Raw genomic sequence first — 15,575 nt, forward strand, 5'->3', positions numbered from 1 at the left:
GGGTTATCTCCTTAACTGCGCAATTTCTTCGGTGGTTAAATAACGAATCGGGCGTTCGCCAAGGATAAAAATCAGCTTTGCCGTCTCTTCCAGCTCCTCGGTATTATTAGCGGCTTCCTGCAAATTCTCCCCGCACACGACCGGCCCATGATTAGCCAGTAAAAAGGCCTGATGCCGGGCCGCCAGCGCGGCCAAATCGCGGGCAATTCGGTCATCCCCCGGGCGATAGTAGGGAACCAGCGGAATGTCGCCCATCCGCATCACCACATAGGGGGTAAACGGGCGAATCACATTTTGCGGGTCCAGCCCTTCGAGACAGGAAAGCGCCGTTGACCAGGTGCTATGCAGATGTACCACGGCCTTGCAGCAAGGGTTATTGCGATACAACGCCAGATGAAAACGCACCTCTTTAGACGGTTTATCGCCGCTGAGCCATTCGCCCTGCGGGTCCACTTTGGATAGCCGCTGCGGGTCGAGATTACCCAGACACGAACCGGTGGGCGTCGCCAGAATATTGCCGTCCGGCAGTAACAGCGAGAGGTTGCCTGCCGAGCCGGTGGCATAGCCGCGCTGGAAAAACGAGGCGGCTATCCTGACCATCTCTTCTCGCAAAGCGTGCTCTTCTTTTGCCAGTGTCGTCATACCTGAAACTCCCTTTGAGCGCGGATGAAAAAGGATTCATCGCCAAAATTACCTGACTTTAGCGCCAGCGAGACTGGCGCATGGAGCGCGTTGACCCACGGCACGCCGGGTGAAATGCACGGTCCGATGTGAAAACCGGTAATACCGAGGCTTTGCGTCACCACGCCCGAGGTTTCGCCGCCCGCCACAATAAACCGGGTGATACCGCCTTCCGCTAAGCGAGCAGCCAGCAGGGAAAAGAGCGCCTCTACCGCATGGCTGGCTTCGGTAGCGCCATATTGCTGCTGGATGGCGGCCAGCGCCTGCGTGGAGGCGGTGGCGCTAATCATTGGCGCCAGTTCGCTGTCCTGACTGAGCACCCACTGCGCCAGCGCTTCAGCGTAGGCCTCGCGCGTCTCGGATGACAGGCAGCGCGCCACATCAACGTCGCGTGTGGGAGCATGTTGTCGATAGAAAGCCACCTGCTGATTCGTCATTTGCGAACAGGAACCGGAAAGCACCACCGCGCGGCCGCTCAGCGGATAGCCTGCGGAACGGGCCTGAGAAACGCCGTGCTTCGCCCACTGACGCGCCAGCCCCATTGCCAGCCCGGAACCGCCGGTCACCAGCGGAGCATCACGCAAAACCTCGCCCTGGATTTCCAGGTGCCGCTCATTGAGCGCGTCAAGTACTGCGTAGCGATATCCTTCCTGCTGTAAACGCGACAGCGCCGCACGGGTCGCGGCAACGCCTTCATCAAGCGTCTGAGCTGGAATAACGCCGCAGCGCCCTTGCGCCTGCGCTTCCATCAGACGCGGCAGGTAGCTGTCGGTCATCGGATTGATTGGGTGGTGGCGCATACCGGACTCCGCCAGCAAGTGGTTCATGACAAACAGATAGCCCTGATAAACCGTGCGTCCGTTAACCGGCAGCGCGGGAGAAATCACGGTAAATGAGGTATCCAGCGCCACCATCAGCGCATCGGTGACCGGGCCGATATTGCCTTCGGCGGTACTATCGAAAGTCGAGCAATATTTGAAATAGACTTGCTGGCAGCCCTGTTTTTTCAGCCATACCAGCGCCGCCAGCGATTGTTTTATCGCCTCTTGCGCCGGGCATGAGCGGGTTTTCAGGCTGATAACCACCGCGTCGCACCCTTCCGGTTGCGTCCCGGTTGGGACATCATTGATCTGCACTGTCGGCATCCCGTTTTCGACCAGAAAACTGGCGATGTCAGTCGCGCCGGTAAAATCGTCGGCAATGACGCCAATTTTTAACATGACGGCTCCTCAGGCGTGACGCCAGGCAGAGTAATCCCTGAGAAAATTTTGATCACAGCGCTGTCATCCTCTTTGCCATAACCGGCGTTACTGGCGCTGGTGAACATATTTAACGCCGTAGAGGCCAGCGGTAAGGGGAAGCGCAGCGCTTTCGCCGTGTCGGCAACCAGCCCCAAATCTTTGACAAAAATGTCGACGGCCGAACGCGGGGTATAGTCGCCGTCAACGACATGCTGCATACGGTTTTCGAACATCCAGGAGTTGCCGGCGGCATGGGTCACGACGTCATACATCACGTCCAGAGGAATACCAGCCCGCGCGGCCAGCGCCATCGCTTCGGCCGCCGCCGCAATATGCACGCCAGCCAGCAGCTGATGAATGATTTTGACGGTTGAGCCTGCGCCCGGCGTATCGCTGATGCGATAAACGTTGCTGGCAACGGCGTCCAGCACAGGCTTCAGGCGGGTAAACGCCGCCTCGCTCCCGGAGGCCATCACCGTCATTTCGCCCTGCGCCGCTTTTACCGCGCCGCCGGAAACCGGCGCATCCAGCATGTTAAGATTCAATGCCGTCAACGCCGCGGCGATCTCTTGCGCGTCGGCGCTTGAGATCGTAGACGAAACCATCACCGCGCTTCCGGGTTTCATCAGATGGGCGACGCCATCCTCACCGAATAACACCTGTCTGACCTGGGCGGCATTGACGACCAGAATGACTAACGCATCCACGACGCCGGCGAACTCCCTGGCGCTGGCGGCAGCCCCACAAGCCCCTTCAGCGAGCAGATTCGCGCACGCTTGCGGGTTAAGATCGGCCCCCCATGTGGAAAGCCCGGCGCGCAGGCATGAACGCGCAGCGCCCATTCCCATTGAGCCAAGCCCCACAATGCCGACATGAAAATCAGTTCCTGTTGTCATTATCACTCCATGTTAATTTACGTGATATTATGTTTTGTTATGTGAATATAGGCGTTTTTGTAAACAATTGCGGTGAGTTGTTTCACAAAAAATAACAAAATATGTTATTTTTTGTGAAGGCAATCCTCATAGAACTTCACACGCTGTGACGAGAAATCGCGTAAAATCGCGACAGGACTAAAGAAAGGAGCAGACGTTGATACCTACTGAGCGTCGACAAATCATTCTTGATATGGTGGCGGAGAAAGGCATCGTCAGTATCGCTGAACTGACCGAGCGCATGCATGTATCCCACATGACTATCCGCCGTGATTTACAAAAACTGGAGCAGCAAGGCGCGGTAATCCAGGTCTCTGGCGGCGTGCAATCATCGACTCGCGTGGCGCACGAACCCTCGCATCAGATCAAAACCGAACTGGCGACGCCGCAGAAAGCGGCGATTGGCAAACTGGCCGCCAGCCTGGTACAGCCAGAAAGCTGTATCTACCTTGATGCAGGTACTACCACGCTGGCGATCGCCAGGCAGCTGGTTACGATGAATAAACTTACGGTGGTGACCAATGATTTCGTTATCGCCGATTACCTGATGGACAATAGCGATTGCACAATTATTCACACTGGCGGGGCGGTATGCCGGGAAAACCGGTCGTGCGTCGGTGAAGCCGCGGCGACGCTTTTGCGTGGGTTGATGATTGACCAGGCCTTTATTTCCGCCTCTTCCTGGAGCGTGCGCGGTATTTCAACGCCGGCAGAAGATAAAGTCACGGTGAAACGGGCCGTCGCCAGCGCCAGCCGCCAAAAAATTCTGGTGTGCGACGCGACCAAATACGGCCAGGTCGCTACATGGCTGGCGTTACCGCTGGCGGAATTCAACCAAATCGTCACCGATGACGGCCTGCCGGAAAGCGCAATTCGGGCGCTGGCCAAAGTGGATATCTCACTGCTGATGGCCAAACAATAGCAAAACGGCGCAAGCCGCTTACGTCATCATCTTGCGTACCAGTTGCGTAAACTGTTCGCGTTCTTCAGCGCTCAGTCGCCCCAAAAACTCATCGTCAACGCGATCCCCCAGTGGTATCGCGGCGGCGAGCAACGTTTGGCCCTGAACGGTGAGATAGACAAAACGCCGACGTTTATCCAGCGGATCGTTTTCTCGCTTCACCAGCCCACGATTTTCCATCCGGCTTAACATCTCCGCCAGCGTCGCTTTAGTGCTGACCGCCGCTTCGGTCAGATCGACCTGTTCAATACCCGGATGTTCAGCAATAACGCGCATCACCGCATATTGAGGTTTGGTGAGCTCCGGTAGTTCATGCTGCCAGCGTGCGGTATGTTGCTGAAAAAGTTGGCGTAACAGATGAAACGCGGTGTTTCGTAACTCCATGAGCGCTCCGGATAAATTAACTTTTTCTATCATAACGACTTATGCACGGTTTTTTAATGACGAATGCTTTAGCTAAACGTGCGCAGGCGTCGGGAGCGATCTTGTCGCAAAGGCCGTGTGGGCGTATTTTGATCAAAATGTTCGTATACGAACGATATTTGAGGTAAGAAATGAGATTGATTGTGGGGATGACCGGTGCGACCGGCGCGCCGCTTGGCGTCGAGCTATTCCAGGCATTGCGGGCGATACCTGATGTTGAAACGCATCTGGTAATGTCAAAGTGGGCGAAAACCACTATTGAACTGGAGACGCCCTACACGCCCGCTGAGGTAGCCGCCCTGGCAGATTATTGTCATAGCCCGGCCGATCAGGCGGCGACCATTTCCTCCGGCTCATTTCGTACCGACGGCATGATTATTATCCCCTGCAGTATGAAAACACTGGCGGGGGTTCGCGCCGGCTATGCCGAGGGGCTGGTGGGACGCGCTGCCGATGTCGTGTTGAAAGAGGGTCGCAAGCTGGTGCTTGTGCCGCGGGAAATGCCGCTCAGCACGATTCATCTGGAAAACATGCTAGCGCTTTCTCGTATGGGGGTGGCGATAGTGCCGCCCATGCCCGCCTTCTACAACCTGCCGCAAACCGTTGACGATATTATCCAGCACATCGTAGCGCGCGTTCTCGACCAGTTTGGTCTGGAGCATACGCGCACGCGCCGCTGGCAAGGACTGCGACAGGCAGCAAATTTTTCACAGGAGAATGGATAATGGCATTTGATGATTTGCGCAGTTTTTTACATGCGCTGGATCAGCAGGGACAACTGCTGAAAATCAGCGAGGAAGTGAATGCGGAGCCGGATCTCGCCGCCGCTGCCAACGCAACGGGACGCATCGGCGATGGCGCGCCCGCGCTGTGGTTTGACAATATTCGTGGTTTTACCGACGCCCGCGTGGCGATGAATACCATCGGTTCCTGGCAGAACCATGCCATCTCACTGGGTTTGCCGCCTAACACGCCGGTTAAAAAACAGATCGATGAATTTATTCGCCGCTGGGACAATTTTCCGGTAGCGCCGGAACGACGGGCGAATCCGGGCTGGGCGGAAAATACCGTCGACGGCGACGCAATCAACCTGTTTGATATCCTGCCGCTGTTTCGTCTGAACGACGGCGACGGCGGATTCTATCTGGATAAAGCCTGTGTGGTATCACGCGATCCGCTCGATCCCGATAACTTCGGCAAGCAGAATGTCGGCATCTACCGCATGGAAGTTAAAGGCAAGCGTAAGCTGGGTCTGCAACCAGTGCCGATGCATGATATCGCATTGCACCTGCACAAAGCTGAAGAGCGCGGGGAAGATCTGCCGATTGCGATCACGTTGGGTAACGATCCGATCATTACCCTGATGGGCGCAACGCCGCTGAAATACGATCAGTCAGAGTATGAAATGGCAGGCGCGCTGCGTGAAAGCCCCTATCCTATCGCCACCGCGCCGCTGACCGGTTTTGATGTGCCGTGGGGATCTGAAGTCATTCTTGAAGGGGTCATCGAAAGCCGTAAACGTGAAATTGAAGGACCGTTCGGCGAATTTACCGGCCACTATTCCGGCGGTCGCAACATGACCGTGGTGCGTATCGATAAGGTCTCTTACCGCAGCAAACCCATTTTTGAATCGCTCTATTTGGGGATGCCGTGGACGGAAATCGACTACCTGATGGGGCCGGCGACCTGCGTGCCACTGTATCAACAGCTGAAAGCCGAATTTCCGGAAGTGCAGGCGGTAAACGCCATGTACACCCACGGCTTGCTGGCCATCATCTCGACCAAAAAACGCTACGGCGGCTTTGCCCGTGCGGTGGGCCTGCGAGCGATGACGACGCCGCACGGTCTGGGATATGTGAAGATGGTGATCATGGTCGATGAAGATGTCGATCCATTCAATCTGCCACAGGTGATGTGGGCGTTGTCGTCGAAAGTGAATCCGGCAGGCGATCTGGTACAGCTACCGAATATGTCCGTCCTGGAACTGGACCCGGGCTCAAGCCCGGCGGGGATTACCGACAAGCTGATCATTGACGCCACCACGCCGGTTGCGCCAGATAACCGTGGTCACTATAGCCAGCCGGTTGTTGATTTACCGGAAACTAAAGCCTGGGCTGAAAAGCTGACCGCCATGCTGGCCAACCGTAAATAAGGAGTAACCGATGATTTGTCCACGCTGTGCCGATGCACATATTGAACTCATGGCGACTTCTCCGGTAAAAGGAGTCTGGACGGTATATCAGTGTCAGCATTGTCTGTATACCTGGCGCGATACCGAACCGTTACGCCGTACCAGCCGCGAACACTATCCACAAGCGTTTCGCATGACGCAAAAAGATATTGATGACGCGCCAATGGTGCCGAGTATCCCGCCGCTGCTGGCAGAAGACAAACGGTAAAAAAAAGGCCAGTCTGTCGACTGGCCTTTTTTTGACAAGGGTACTTACTCGCGGAACAGCGCTTCGATATTCAGCCCCTGCGTCTGCAGAATTTCGCGCAGACGGCGCAGGCCTTCAACCTGAATCTGACGAACACGCTCACGCGTAAGACCGATTTCACGGCCTACATCTTCCAGTGTCGCAGCTTCATATCCCAGCAGACCGAAACGGCGCGCCAGCACTTCACGCTGTTTGGCGTTCAGTTCGAACAACCATTTGACGATGCTCTGTTTCATATCGTCATCTTGCGTGGTGTCTTCCGGACCGTTCTCTTTTTCATCGGCCAGGATGTCCAGCAACGCTTTTTCGGAATCACCGCCCAGCGGGGTGTCTACCGAGGTAATGCGCTCGTTGAGACGAAGCATACGGCTGACGTCATCAACCGGTTTATCCAGTTGCTCTGCAATTTCTTCCGCACTCGGTTCGTGGTCCAGTTTATGCGACAACTCACGTGCGGTGCGCAGGTATACGTTCAGCTCTTTAACAATGTGAATCGGCAAGCGAATCGTACGGGTTTGGTTCATAATCGCCCGTTCGATTGTCTGGCGAATCCACCAGGTTGCGTATGTTGAGAAGCGGAACCCGCGTTCCGGGTCAAACTTCTCGACTGCACGGATAAGCCCCAGATTGCCCTCTTCAATCAGGTCCAGCAACGCCAGTCCACGATTGCCATAACGGCGGGCAATTTTTACCACCAGACGCAGGTTACTCTCAATCATGCGACGGCGAGAAGCGACATCTCCACGCAGTGCGCGACGCGCAAAATAGACTTCTTCTTCGGCTGTTAACAGTGGTGAATACCCAATCTCACCAAGGTAAAGCTGAGTCGCGTCCAACACACGCTGTGTGGCCCCTTGCGATAACAGCTCTTCTTCAGCCAGGTCGTTATCACTGGGTTCCTCTTCACTCAAGGCTTTTTCGTCAAAAGCCTCTACTCCGTTCTCATCAAATTCCGCGTCTTCATTTAAATCATGAACTTTCAGCGTATTCTGACTCATAAGGTGGCTCCTACCCGTGATCCCTTGACGGAACTAGCAAGTCAAAGCCTGGTTCCGCCGCTTTATCGCTGCGGTAAATAACGCAGCGGGTTTACGGATTTCCCCTTGTAACGAATTTCAAAATGCAAGCGTGTAGAGCTGGTGCCGGTGCTACCCATAGTAGCGATTTTTTGCCCCGCCTTAACTTCCTGTTGTTCCCGGACCAGCATCGTATCATTATGGGCGTAGGCACTCAGGTAATCATCGTTATGTTTGATGATAATAAGATTACCGTAACCACGCAGTGCGTTACCGGCATATACGACGCGCCCATCAGCGGTTGCGACGATAGCCTGTCCCTTACTGCCTGCAATGTCGATCCCTTTATTGCCCCCTTCGGAAGCGCCAAAGTTTTCGATCACTTTGCCATCCGTCGGCCAGCGCCATGCGGAAATCGGCGCGCTGGTTGACGTACTGCTTGCATTTGGTTCGGTCGTGCTTACCGTTGGTGCCGTTACAGGCGCTGTGACAACCGTCCCAGCAGGCTTGTTGTTTGGCAACATTTTGTTAGCACTTTGTTCACCTGAGCCCTCAGAATACGTAATTGTTGGTTGAGACGCAACTGCAACGGTGGAATTTTGTGCAGACCTGGTCACAACTCCTTGCTGTGCTGCATCCGCCTGGGTGATCGCATTTCCGCCAGTAATTGGCATACCGGATGCGTTACCAACTTGCAAAGTTTGCCCTACATTCAGGCTATACGGGGCAGAAATACTGTTTCTCTGGGCCAGATCGCGGAAATCGTTCCCGGTAATCCAGGCGATGTAAAAAAGCGTATCACCCTTTTTCACGGTGTAAGTACTGCCACCCGTATAGCTACCTTTCGGAATATTCCCATACTGGCGATTGTATACAATTCGCCCATTTTCCATCTGCACGGGTTGTTCCGTGACCGGTTGAGTTTGCATGGGCTGCGTTACAGGACGCTGAACGGGTTGAATTTGCGGCGCTTGTTGCGGCGTTTGTTGCGTCGTCGCGCCCATTTTTGGCGGCGGTGTGATCAACATCCCGGAATTGGTATTTGATGACGACCCACTGTCCACAGACGTGACCGGCGCCGGAGGGTTTGACGAACTGGTACAACCTGCCAGCCATAGTGAAACCAGTGATAGTGCCGCAATGCGACTAACGGTGAATTTTGGGCTTCCCGCGCTCATTTATCCCCCAGTAAAAAATTTGGTTAACAACCAGTGACGTAAGAACCGTGCAACGCATTAAGTGAACACGGGAAAATGTGTTCACGATACGCTTAACCCACCGGGAATAACCAGGAAAACTCCAGGTATTCGTTTCGGCTTCATCAGGCGTAAGAGTGGGTGTTTGCAGGGCAAACTAGGCCAGCTCTCCCTTGACTAACGGGACGAAGCGAACGGCCTCCACGGTATCGATAATAAATTCGCCGCCCCGGCGACGCACGCGTTTCAAAAACTGCTGCTCATCGCCCACGGGCAGAACAAGAATGCCGCCTTCATCCAACTGTGCCATGAGCGCGGTAGGAATTTCCGGTGGCGCGGCCGTCACAATGATAGCGTCAAACGGCGCACGCGCCTGCCAGCCTTGCCAGCCATCGCCATGACGGGTAGAAACATTATGTAAATCGAGCTGCTTCAGGCGGCGGCGCGCCTGCCATTGCAGCCCCTTAATCCGCTCAACGGAGCAAACGTGATGTACCAGATGCGCCAGAATCGCCGTCTGATAGCCGGAACCGGTGCCAATTTCCAACACCCTGGATTGCGGCGTCAGTTCGAGCAGTTCCGTCATTCGCGCCACCATGTAGGGCTGCGAAATCGTCTGACCCTGGCCTATCGGCAAAGCGATATTTTCCCAAGCCTTATGTTCAAACGCTTCATCAATAAATTTCTCGCGCGGCACTGCGGCAAGCGCATTAAGCACCTGCTCATCTCTGATGCCCTGCGCGCGCAATTGTTCAAGAAGAGCCTGTACACGTCCACTTACCATTGCGTGCCAACTCCCACGCTGTCTAACCAGTCTGAAACCACATCATGCGCGCTGTGCGCGGTTAAATCCACATGCAACGGCGTGACGGAGACGTAGCCTTCATCCACCGCCGCGAAATCGGTATCCGGCCCGGCATCGTATTTATCGCCCGGCGGGCCAATCCAGTACAATGTATTACCGCGCGGATCTTCCTGCGGGATTACTTTATCCGCTGGATGGCGGCTACCACAGCGAGTCACGCGGATGCCTTTAACCTGCGCTAACGGTAGATCCGGGACATTCACGTTGAGAATACGCCCGGTACGCAACGGCTCCCGGCTTAACCCTCGCAAAAGCGCGCAAGTCACGGCCGCAGCCGTATCATAATGTTGATAGCCGTTAAGGGAGACCGCTAATGCCGGAAAGCCGAGATGACGACCTTCCATCGCCGCGGCGACAGTACCGGAATAGATCACATCATCGCCCAGATTCGGACCCGCGTTAATACCGGAAACGACAATATCCGGACGCGGACGCATTAAGGCATTAACGCCCAGATAGACGCAATCGGTCGGCGTCCCCATCTGTACGGCGATATCGCCATTATCAAAGGTAAAAGTACGAAGCGAAGATTCCAGCGTGAGGGAATTAGACGCGCCGCTGCGGTTACGATCCGGGGCTACGACCTGTACATCAGCAAACTCACGCAGCGCTTTCGCCAGCGTTTGTATACCGGGCGCGTGAACCCCGTCATCGTTACTCAGCAATATGCGCATAATCACCCATTGTGTTGATCAGTTCCCTTACTACGCTGGTGGCAAAACTGCCTGCGGGCAGCCAGAAACGTAACTCGACGGTAACGTCATCCCACCAGTTCCAGCTTAATTGTTGCGGATAAAGCAGCATCGCTCTGCGCGACGCCTCTACTTTTTCGCGCAGCAACAGCGATTGCAACACCGTTTCCTGGGCAATGGCATCTTGCTCAAACGCCAGCGCCGCACGCTGTGTTCCCCACTCTCCGCTGCCCGGCAACGACGCTGTAATCATCAGCTCTTTTTCGTCTACCCGGCGCTGCAATTCAGGCAGTTCTTCAGATGTCGCGACGAACCAGCTTCCACGCCCCGCTAATTGTAGCGCATCGCCGTCAACAACTTGATTAAAGTCTGGTTTCTTCAGCCGCTGGTGAACAATTTGATTAAACAACGCGCTACGCGCCGCCGACAACCAAAAACTGCGTTTATTGCGATCGCGCACCGGCGCGTTACTTTGCGCCCAGCGCAGCGCGCCCTGCAAGTTGCTGCCGCCAATGCCGAATCGCTGTGCGCCGAAATAGTTCGGCACGCCGCCATCGCGAATCGCCTGCAATCGTGTTTCGACATCGCGGCGATCGCTTATTTCACGCAACACCAGCGTAAAGGCATTGCCTTTCAGCGCGCCTAAACGCAGCTTACGCTTGTGACGCGCGTATTCCAGCACTTTACAACCTTCCAGCTGAAAGGCGCTGAAATCGGGCATCTCTTTCCCCGGCACGCGCGCGCACAGCCACTGCTCGGTAACGGCGTGTTTATCTTTTTGCCCGGCAAAGCTCACTTCGCGAGCGTGAATTTTCAGGAATTTCGCCAGCGCGTCAGCGACAAAACGGGTATTGCAACCGTTTTTCAAAATACGCAGCAGAATGTGCTCGCCTTCACCATCTGGCGTAAAGCCTAAATCTTCAACCACCACAAAATCTTCCGGATTCGCTTTCAGCAATCCGCTACCTTGTGGTTTTCCGTGCAGCCAGGTGAGATTGTCAAACTCTGTCATTTCGCCGCCTTCATCAGCAACGCGACCGCTTCGCAGGCAATGCCTTCTCCGCGTCCGGTAAATCCGAGCTTTTCCGTCGTCGTCGCCTTCACGTTAACATCATCCATATGGCAGCCGAGATCTTCGGCGATAAAGACGCGCATTTGCGGAATATGCGGCAGCATTTTCGGCGCCTGCGCAATAATGGTGACATCTACGTTGCCGAGGGTGTACCCCTTCGCCTGAATACGACGCCAGGCTTCACGCAGTAGTTCGCGGCTATCCGCTCCCTTAAATGCCGGATCGGTATCCGGGAAGAGCTTGCCGATATCGCCAAGCGCCGCCGCACCCAGCAGCGCATCGGTCAGCGCATGTAACGCCACATCGCCATCGGAATGCGCCAATAGCCCTTTTTCATAAGAGATACGCACGCCGCCAATAATAATCGGCCCTTCTCCGCCAAACGCGTGTACGTCAAAACCGTGTCCAATTCGCATTATGCTTTCTCCTGGTGGATGGTTCGGGTCAGATAAAATTCCGCCAGCGCCAGATCTTCCGGACGGGTGACCTTGATGTTATCCGCGCGACCTTCTACCAGCGCCGGATGAAAACCACAATATTCCAGCGCTGACGCTTCGTCGGTGATGGTCGCGCCTTCATTCAGCGCACGCGTCAGACAATCGTGCAAGAGTTCGCGGGGGAAAAACTGCGGGGTGAGCGCGTGCCATAAATCGGCGCGCTCTACGGTATGGGCAATAGCGTTCTTCCCCGGTTCGCCGCGTTTCATGGTGTCGCGCACCGGACTGGCGAGGATACCGCCGACCCGGCTGTTTTCGCTGATGGTCAGCAACCGCGCAAGGTCATCCTGATGCAAACAGGGTCTTGCCGCGTCGTGCACCAGCACCCACTGCGCCTTTGCAACGGCCTGCAACCCGGCCAAAACAGAATCAGCGCGTTCGTTGCCGCCATCCACAACGGTGATTTGCGGATGATTCGCCAGCGGAAGTTGGGCAAAGCGATGATCGCCAGGGCTGATAGCAATAACAACGCGTGTCACCCGAGGATGCGCCAGCAGCGCATGAACTGAGTGCTCCAGAATGGTTTTATTACCGATTGAGAGATACTGCTTAGGACATTCTGTTTGCATTCGGCGGCCAAATCCGGCCGCCGGCACCACGGCGCAAACGTCCAATAAAGTGGCTGCCATGTTAAATCCCTGGATGGTTTATCGATGAGTTTGCCCCGCCGTTGCCGCGCGTTTTGAGGCGTCAGGCACCAGACGATAGAAGGTTTCGCCCGGTTTGGTCATGCTAAGTTCGTTGCGCGCGCGCTCCTCAATCGCTTCCTGGCCGCCATTGAGATCGTCAATTTCGGCAAAAAGCTGATCGTTACGCGCTTTAAGTTTGGCGTTTGTCGCCTGCTGCGCGACCACATCATCGTTGACGCGGCTATAGTCATGTATGCCGTTCTTACCGAACCACAGCGAGTACTGTAGCCAGACCAGTAAAGCCAGCAACAGCAGCGTTAGTTTACCCATCCTGCCCCCTGAAAAACGGCATCATCATCCCATAACGTCCTCTGTGACTCCACATTCAGGACGGGATTGCCGCGACAACGCCGGCAAATGTACCACATTTGCCGGATGTTACGTATACCCGAGTAAGGAGAACATAATCTCATTGTTGGTTACGGTTTGAATTATGACCGGAGGCGCAGTGATAACCCGTCTACCCTAATAGCCATATAAATAACGCGCCGAACAGCGCGCCTACGGCCAGTAGAGTAAACATGATGCTAAAAAGTATTTTGCCCTTTACCAGCAGATGCAACGCAATGCCGATAATCACCGATACCGGCATTAACGCGAGGAAAAAGGGCCAGGTATAGAGGAAAAAAAACAGCGTGTTAGGGCCATAAAGCAGAAAAGGGATCCCCAACGCCAGCAGCCATGACACAAAGCCGACCACCGCCCCCGGAAATGCACTGGTGGCGTCATCGTCGACCATGAAGGCGTCTGACCTTGTGAAAGTAATGTTATGGCTATTACGCATATTAAATCCTGTAACCTTGACCATACCGGGCATACAAGCCCGGTGGTGTCTCAGGATCTGATAATATCGCGCCGTCTCAGCAGGTCTAATAATTGGGAAACCAAATTTGTTACTAATTGTTCACCATTAAGATGAACCTGGGGCGAGTCAGGCGCTTCGTAAATGGCGTCGATACCGGTAAAGTTACGCAACTCGCCCGCGCGCGCTTTTTTATACAATCCTTTAGGATCGCGCTGTTCACAGATAGCCAGCGGCGTATTGACATAAATCTCGATAAAACGATCGTGGCCGACGCGCTCTTTTACCAGTTGCCGCTCGGCGCGGTGCGGAGAAATAAATGCCGTCAAAACAATCAGGCCAGCGTCCGCCATCAGACTGGCCACTTCGCCTACCCGCCGAATATTTTCCTGGCGATCGGCATCGCTAAAGCCTAAATCACGGCACAAACCGTGGCGCACATTATCGCCATCCAACAGGTAGGTACTGACGCCGCGCTGATGTAACGCCTCTTCCAGCGCGCCGGCCACCGTTGATTTTCCCGAACCGGAGAGTCCGGTAAACCACAGCACCACGCCACGGTGGCCGTGGAGCTGTTCACGAGCGGCGACAGTAACGGGATGAGAGTGCCAGACCACGTTCTCATCATGCAGCGCCATGTTTATCTCCCAGCAAATCGCGGGCGTCCCAGTGCGGAAAATGACGGCGTACCAGCGCATTCAGCTCCAGCTCAAACGCACTGTATTCCACGGGCGGCGTCGCTCCGCGTTCGTCCAGTTCCCGCACCATGCCAGCGCCCACGGTGACGTTAGAAAGTCGGTCGATAAAAATCAGCCCGCCCGTCACCGGATTTTGCTGATAAATATCCAGCGCGAGCGGCTCATCGAATGTCATCTCCACCAGACCAATACCGTTTAACGGCAGGCTCTCGACGTCTCGTTGGGTCAGATTGTTGATATCAATCTGATAGCGAATAGCCTCGATACGCGCGCGGGTTTTCTTACCCGCAAGTTTAACGTCGTAGCTTTGGCCCGGCGCCAGCGGCTGTTCCGCCATCCATACCACGTCGATCGCGGCGTGCCGCGCAGGTGCCAGCGTCTCGTTTGCCGCCAGCAGCAGATCGCCGCGGCTAATATCAATGTCGTCGTTGAGTACCAGGGTAATGGCTTCGCCCGCACAGGCTTCTTCTTTATCGCCATCAAAAGTGACGATACGCGCCACGCTGGATTCCACGCCAGACGGCAGCACTTTAATGCGCTCTCCGACTTTGACGCTACCAGACGCCAGAGTGCCGGCATACCCCCGAAAATCAAGATTTGGGCGATTAACGTATTGTACCGGAAATCGCATCGGTTGACGGTCTACCGCACGCTGTATGTCTACCGTTTCCAGGACTTCCAACAGCGTCGGGCCGCTGTACCAGCGCATATTGGCGCTCTGCGCGGCGACATTATCCCCTTCCAGCGCCGAAAGCGGGACAAAGCGAATGTCCAAATCGCCCGGCAACTGTTCAGCAAAGGTCAGGTAATCTTCGCGAATACGGGCGAAGGTCTCTTCGCGGTAGTCAACGAGATCCATTTTGTTGATTGCCACCACCAGGTGTTTGATCCCCAACAGAGTGGAGATAAAGCTATGGCGACGCGTCTGATCCAGCACGCCTTTACGCGCGTCGATCAGTAGGATCGCCAGATCGCAGGTGGACGCCCCGGTCGCCATATTACGAGTATATTGTTCATGGCCCGGCGTGTCGGCGATAATAAATTTTCGTTTTTCCGTGGAGAAATAGCGGTACGCGACGTCAATAGTAATGCCCTGCTCACGCTCGGCCTGCAGCCCATCTACCAGTAGCGCCAGATCGAGTTTTTCTCCCTGCGTGCCATGACGTTTACTGTCATTATGCAGAGAAGAGAGCTGATCTTCATAAATTTGCAGAGTATCGTGCAGCAAACGACCTATCAGCGTACTTTTACCGTCATCAACGCTGCCACAGGTTAAAAAACGCAGCAGGCTTTTGTGCTGTTGGGCAATCATCCAGGCTTCGACGCCGCCTTCATTGGCGATTTGTTGTGCAAGTATGGTGTTCATGGC

General features: G+C 55.0%; 20 protein-coding genes. 5 read left to right on the forward strand and 15 right to left on the reverse strand.

What is annotated here, in order from left to right:
- Positions 1-3 precede the first annotated feature (3 nt).
- The 3 genes from N7E69_RS03630 to ltnD are packed head-to-tail and all read right to left on the reverse strand — an operon-like array spanning position 4 to position 2,818.
- Positions 4-642 (reverse strand): aldolase, encoded by a 639-nt coding sequence (locus tag N7E69_RS03630; protein WP_000209068.1) that lies wholly within the window; start codon positions 640-642, stop codon positions 4-6.
- Positions 639-1,901 carry a 3-oxo-tetronate kinase gene (otnK, locus tag N7E69_RS03635; RefSeq protein WP_000912488.1) on the reverse strand — a complete coding sequence of 421 codons (1,263 nt, stop codon included), beginning with the start codon at positions 1,899-1,901 and terminating at the stop codon, positions 639-641. The genes N7E69_RS03630 and otnK overlap by 4 nt, the downstream gene beginning before the upstream one ends.
- On the reverse strand, positions 1,895-2,818 hold the full coding sequence (gene ltnD / locus N7E69_RS03640; RefSeq protein ID WP_000206958.1) for an L-threonate dehydrogenase: 924 nt from the start codon (positions 2,816-2,818) through the stop codon (positions 1,895-1,897). Before ltnD ends, otnK begins: the two co-directional genes overlap by 7 nt.
- Positions 2,819-3,014: 196 nt before the next feature.
- Between ltnD and ygbI the strand changes: the two genes are divergently transcribed.
- The gene (gene ygbI, locus N7E69_RS03645) at positions 3,015-3,779 is read left to right on the forward strand and encodes a DNA-binding transcriptional repressor YgbI (RefSeq protein WP_000613179.1); all 765 of its coding nucleotides are present in this window, start codon (positions 3,015-3,017) and stop codon (positions 3,777-3,779) included.
- Positions 3,780-3,797: 18 nt separating this feature from the next.
- On the opposite strand, the gene N7E69_RS03650 is transcribed toward ygbI, so the two are convergent.
- Positions 3,798-4,202 carry a MarR family winged helix-turn-helix transcriptional regulator gene (locus tag N7E69_RS03650; protein ID WP_000423338.1) on the reverse strand — a complete coding sequence of 135 codons (405 nt, stop codon included), beginning with the start codon at positions 4,200-4,202 and terminating at the stop codon, positions 3,798-3,800.
- Between the two features lie 170 nt (positions 4,203-4,372).
- On the opposite strand from N7E69_RS03650, the gene N7E69_RS03655 reads away from it, so the two are divergent.
- Genes N7E69_RS03655 through N7E69_RS03665 form a run of 3 tightly spaced genes read left to right on the forward strand, consistent with a single transcriptional unit; the run spans position 4,373 to position 6,640 of the window.
- The gene (locus tag N7E69_RS03655; protein ID WP_001675726.1) at positions 4,373-4,966 is read left to right on the forward strand and encodes a non-oxidative hydroxyarylic acid decarboxylases subunit B; all 594 of its coding nucleotides are present in this window, start codon (positions 4,373-4,375) and stop codon (positions 4,964-4,966) included.
- Complete coding sequence (locus N7E69_RS03660; RefSeq protein WP_000863168.1) at positions 4,966-6,393, forward strand: non-oxidative hydroxyarylic acid decarboxylases subunit C; 1,428 nt, start codon at positions 4,966-4,968, stop codon at positions 6,391-6,393. Before N7E69_RS03655 ends, N7E69_RS03660 begins: the two co-directional genes overlap by 1 nt.
- 10 nt (positions 6,394-6,403) lie before the next feature.
- The gene (locus tag N7E69_RS03665; protein ID WP_000562964.1) at positions 6,404-6,640 is read left to right on the forward strand and encodes a non-oxidative hydroxyarylic acid decarboxylases subunit D; all 237 of its coding nucleotides are present in this window, start codon (positions 6,404-6,406) and stop codon (positions 6,638-6,640) included.
- A gap of 44 nt (positions 6,641-6,684) precedes the next feature.
- Here N7E69_RS03665 and rpoS read toward each other — a convergent pair whose 3' ends face one another.
- Positions 6,685-7,677, reverse strand: coding sequence for an RNA polymerase sigma factor RpoS (gene rpoS, locus N7E69_RS03670; protein ID WP_000081498.1), 993 nt, complete (start codon positions 7,675-7,677; stop codon positions 6,685-6,687).
- A gap of 62 nt (positions 7,678-7,739) precedes the next feature.
- Positions 7,740-8,822, reverse strand: a complete 1,083-nt coding sequence (gene nlpD / locus N7E69_RS03675; protein WP_223151217.1) for a murein hydrolase activator NlpD — start codon at positions 8,820-8,822, stop codon at positions 7,740-7,742.
- Between nlpD and N7E69_RS03680 the strand changes: the two genes are divergently transcribed.
- Positions 8,752-8,910, forward strand: coding sequence for a peptidase (locus N7E69_RS03680; protein WP_223151218.1), 159 nt, complete (start codon positions 8,752-8,754; stop codon positions 8,908-8,910). The two genes, nlpD and N7E69_RS03680, sit on opposite strands and share 71 nt — an antisense overlap.
- A gap of 138 nt (positions 8,911-9,048) precedes the next feature.
- Here N7E69_RS03680 and N7E69_RS03685 read toward each other — a convergent pair whose 3' ends face one another.
- The 9 genes from N7E69_RS03685 to cysN all read right to left on the reverse strand — a co-directional run bounded on the left by N7E69_RS03685 (position 9,049) and on the right by cysN (position 15,572).
- Positions 9,049-9,675 (reverse strand): protein-L-isoaspartate(D-aspartate) O-methyltransferase, encoded by a 627-nt coding sequence (locus N7E69_RS03685; protein ID WP_000253545.1) that lies wholly within the window; start codon positions 9,673-9,675, stop codon positions 9,049-9,051.
- Positions 9,669-10,430, reverse strand: coding sequence for a 5'/3'-nucleotidase SurE (surE, locus tag N7E69_RS03690; RefSeq protein ID WP_001221538.1), 762 nt, complete (start codon positions 10,428-10,430; stop codon positions 9,669-9,671). Before surE ends, N7E69_RS03685 begins: the two co-directional genes overlap by 7 nt.
- On the reverse strand, positions 10,411-11,460 hold the full coding sequence (gene truD / locus N7E69_RS03695; RefSeq protein WP_000134246.1) for a tRNA pseudouridine(13) synthase TruD: 1,050 nt from the start codon (positions 11,458-11,460) through the stop codon (positions 10,411-10,413). Before truD ends, surE begins: the two co-directional genes overlap by 20 nt.
- Positions 11,457-11,936 carry a 2-C-methyl-D-erythritol 2,4-cyclodiphosphate synthase gene (gene ispF, locus N7E69_RS03700; protein WP_001219253.1) on the reverse strand — a complete coding sequence of 160 codons (480 nt, stop codon included), beginning with the start codon at positions 11,934-11,936 and terminating at the stop codon, positions 11,457-11,459. The genes truD and ispF overlap by 4 nt, the downstream gene beginning before the upstream one ends.
- The gene (ispD, locus tag N7E69_RS03705) at positions 11,936-12,646 is read right to left on the reverse strand and encodes a 2-C-methyl-D-erythritol 4-phosphate cytidylyltransferase (protein ID WP_000741653.1); all 711 of its coding nucleotides are present in this window, start codon (positions 12,644-12,646) and stop codon (positions 11,936-11,938) included. Before ispD ends, ispF begins: the two co-directional genes overlap by 1 nt.
- Positions 12,647-12,664: 18 nt before the next feature.
- Entirely contained in the window at positions 12,665-12,976 is a 312-nt protein-coding gene (gene ftsB, locus N7E69_RS03710) for a cell division protein FtsB (RefSeq protein ID WP_000517480.1), read from the reverse strand.
- Between the two features lie 190 nt (positions 12,977-13,166).
- Positions 13,167-13,490: a DUF3561 family protein gene (locus N7E69_RS03715; RefSeq protein ID WP_001537530.1), complete on the reverse strand. Its 324-nt coding sequence runs from the start codon at positions 13,488-13,490 to the stop codon at positions 13,167-13,169.
- A gap of 50 nt (positions 13,491-13,540) precedes the next feature.
- Positions 13,541-14,146, reverse strand: coding sequence for an adenylyl-sulfate kinase (gene cysC, locus N7E69_RS03720; protein ID WP_001173663.1), 606 nt, complete (start codon positions 14,144-14,146; stop codon positions 13,541-13,543).
- On the reverse strand, positions 14,133-15,572 hold the full coding sequence (gene cysN, locus N7E69_RS03725) for a sulfate adenylyltransferase subunit CysN (protein WP_001092256.1): 1,440 nt from the start codon (positions 15,570-15,572) through the stop codon (positions 14,133-14,135). Before cysN ends, cysC begins: the two co-directional genes overlap by 14 nt.
- Positions 15,573-15,575: the final 3 nt, after the last annotated feature.

Source organism: Salmonella sp. 3C, assembly GCF_025426275.1.
Lineage (GTDB): Bacteria > Pseudomonadota > Gammaproteobacteria > Enterobacterales > Enterobacteriaceae > Salmonella > Salmonella enterica.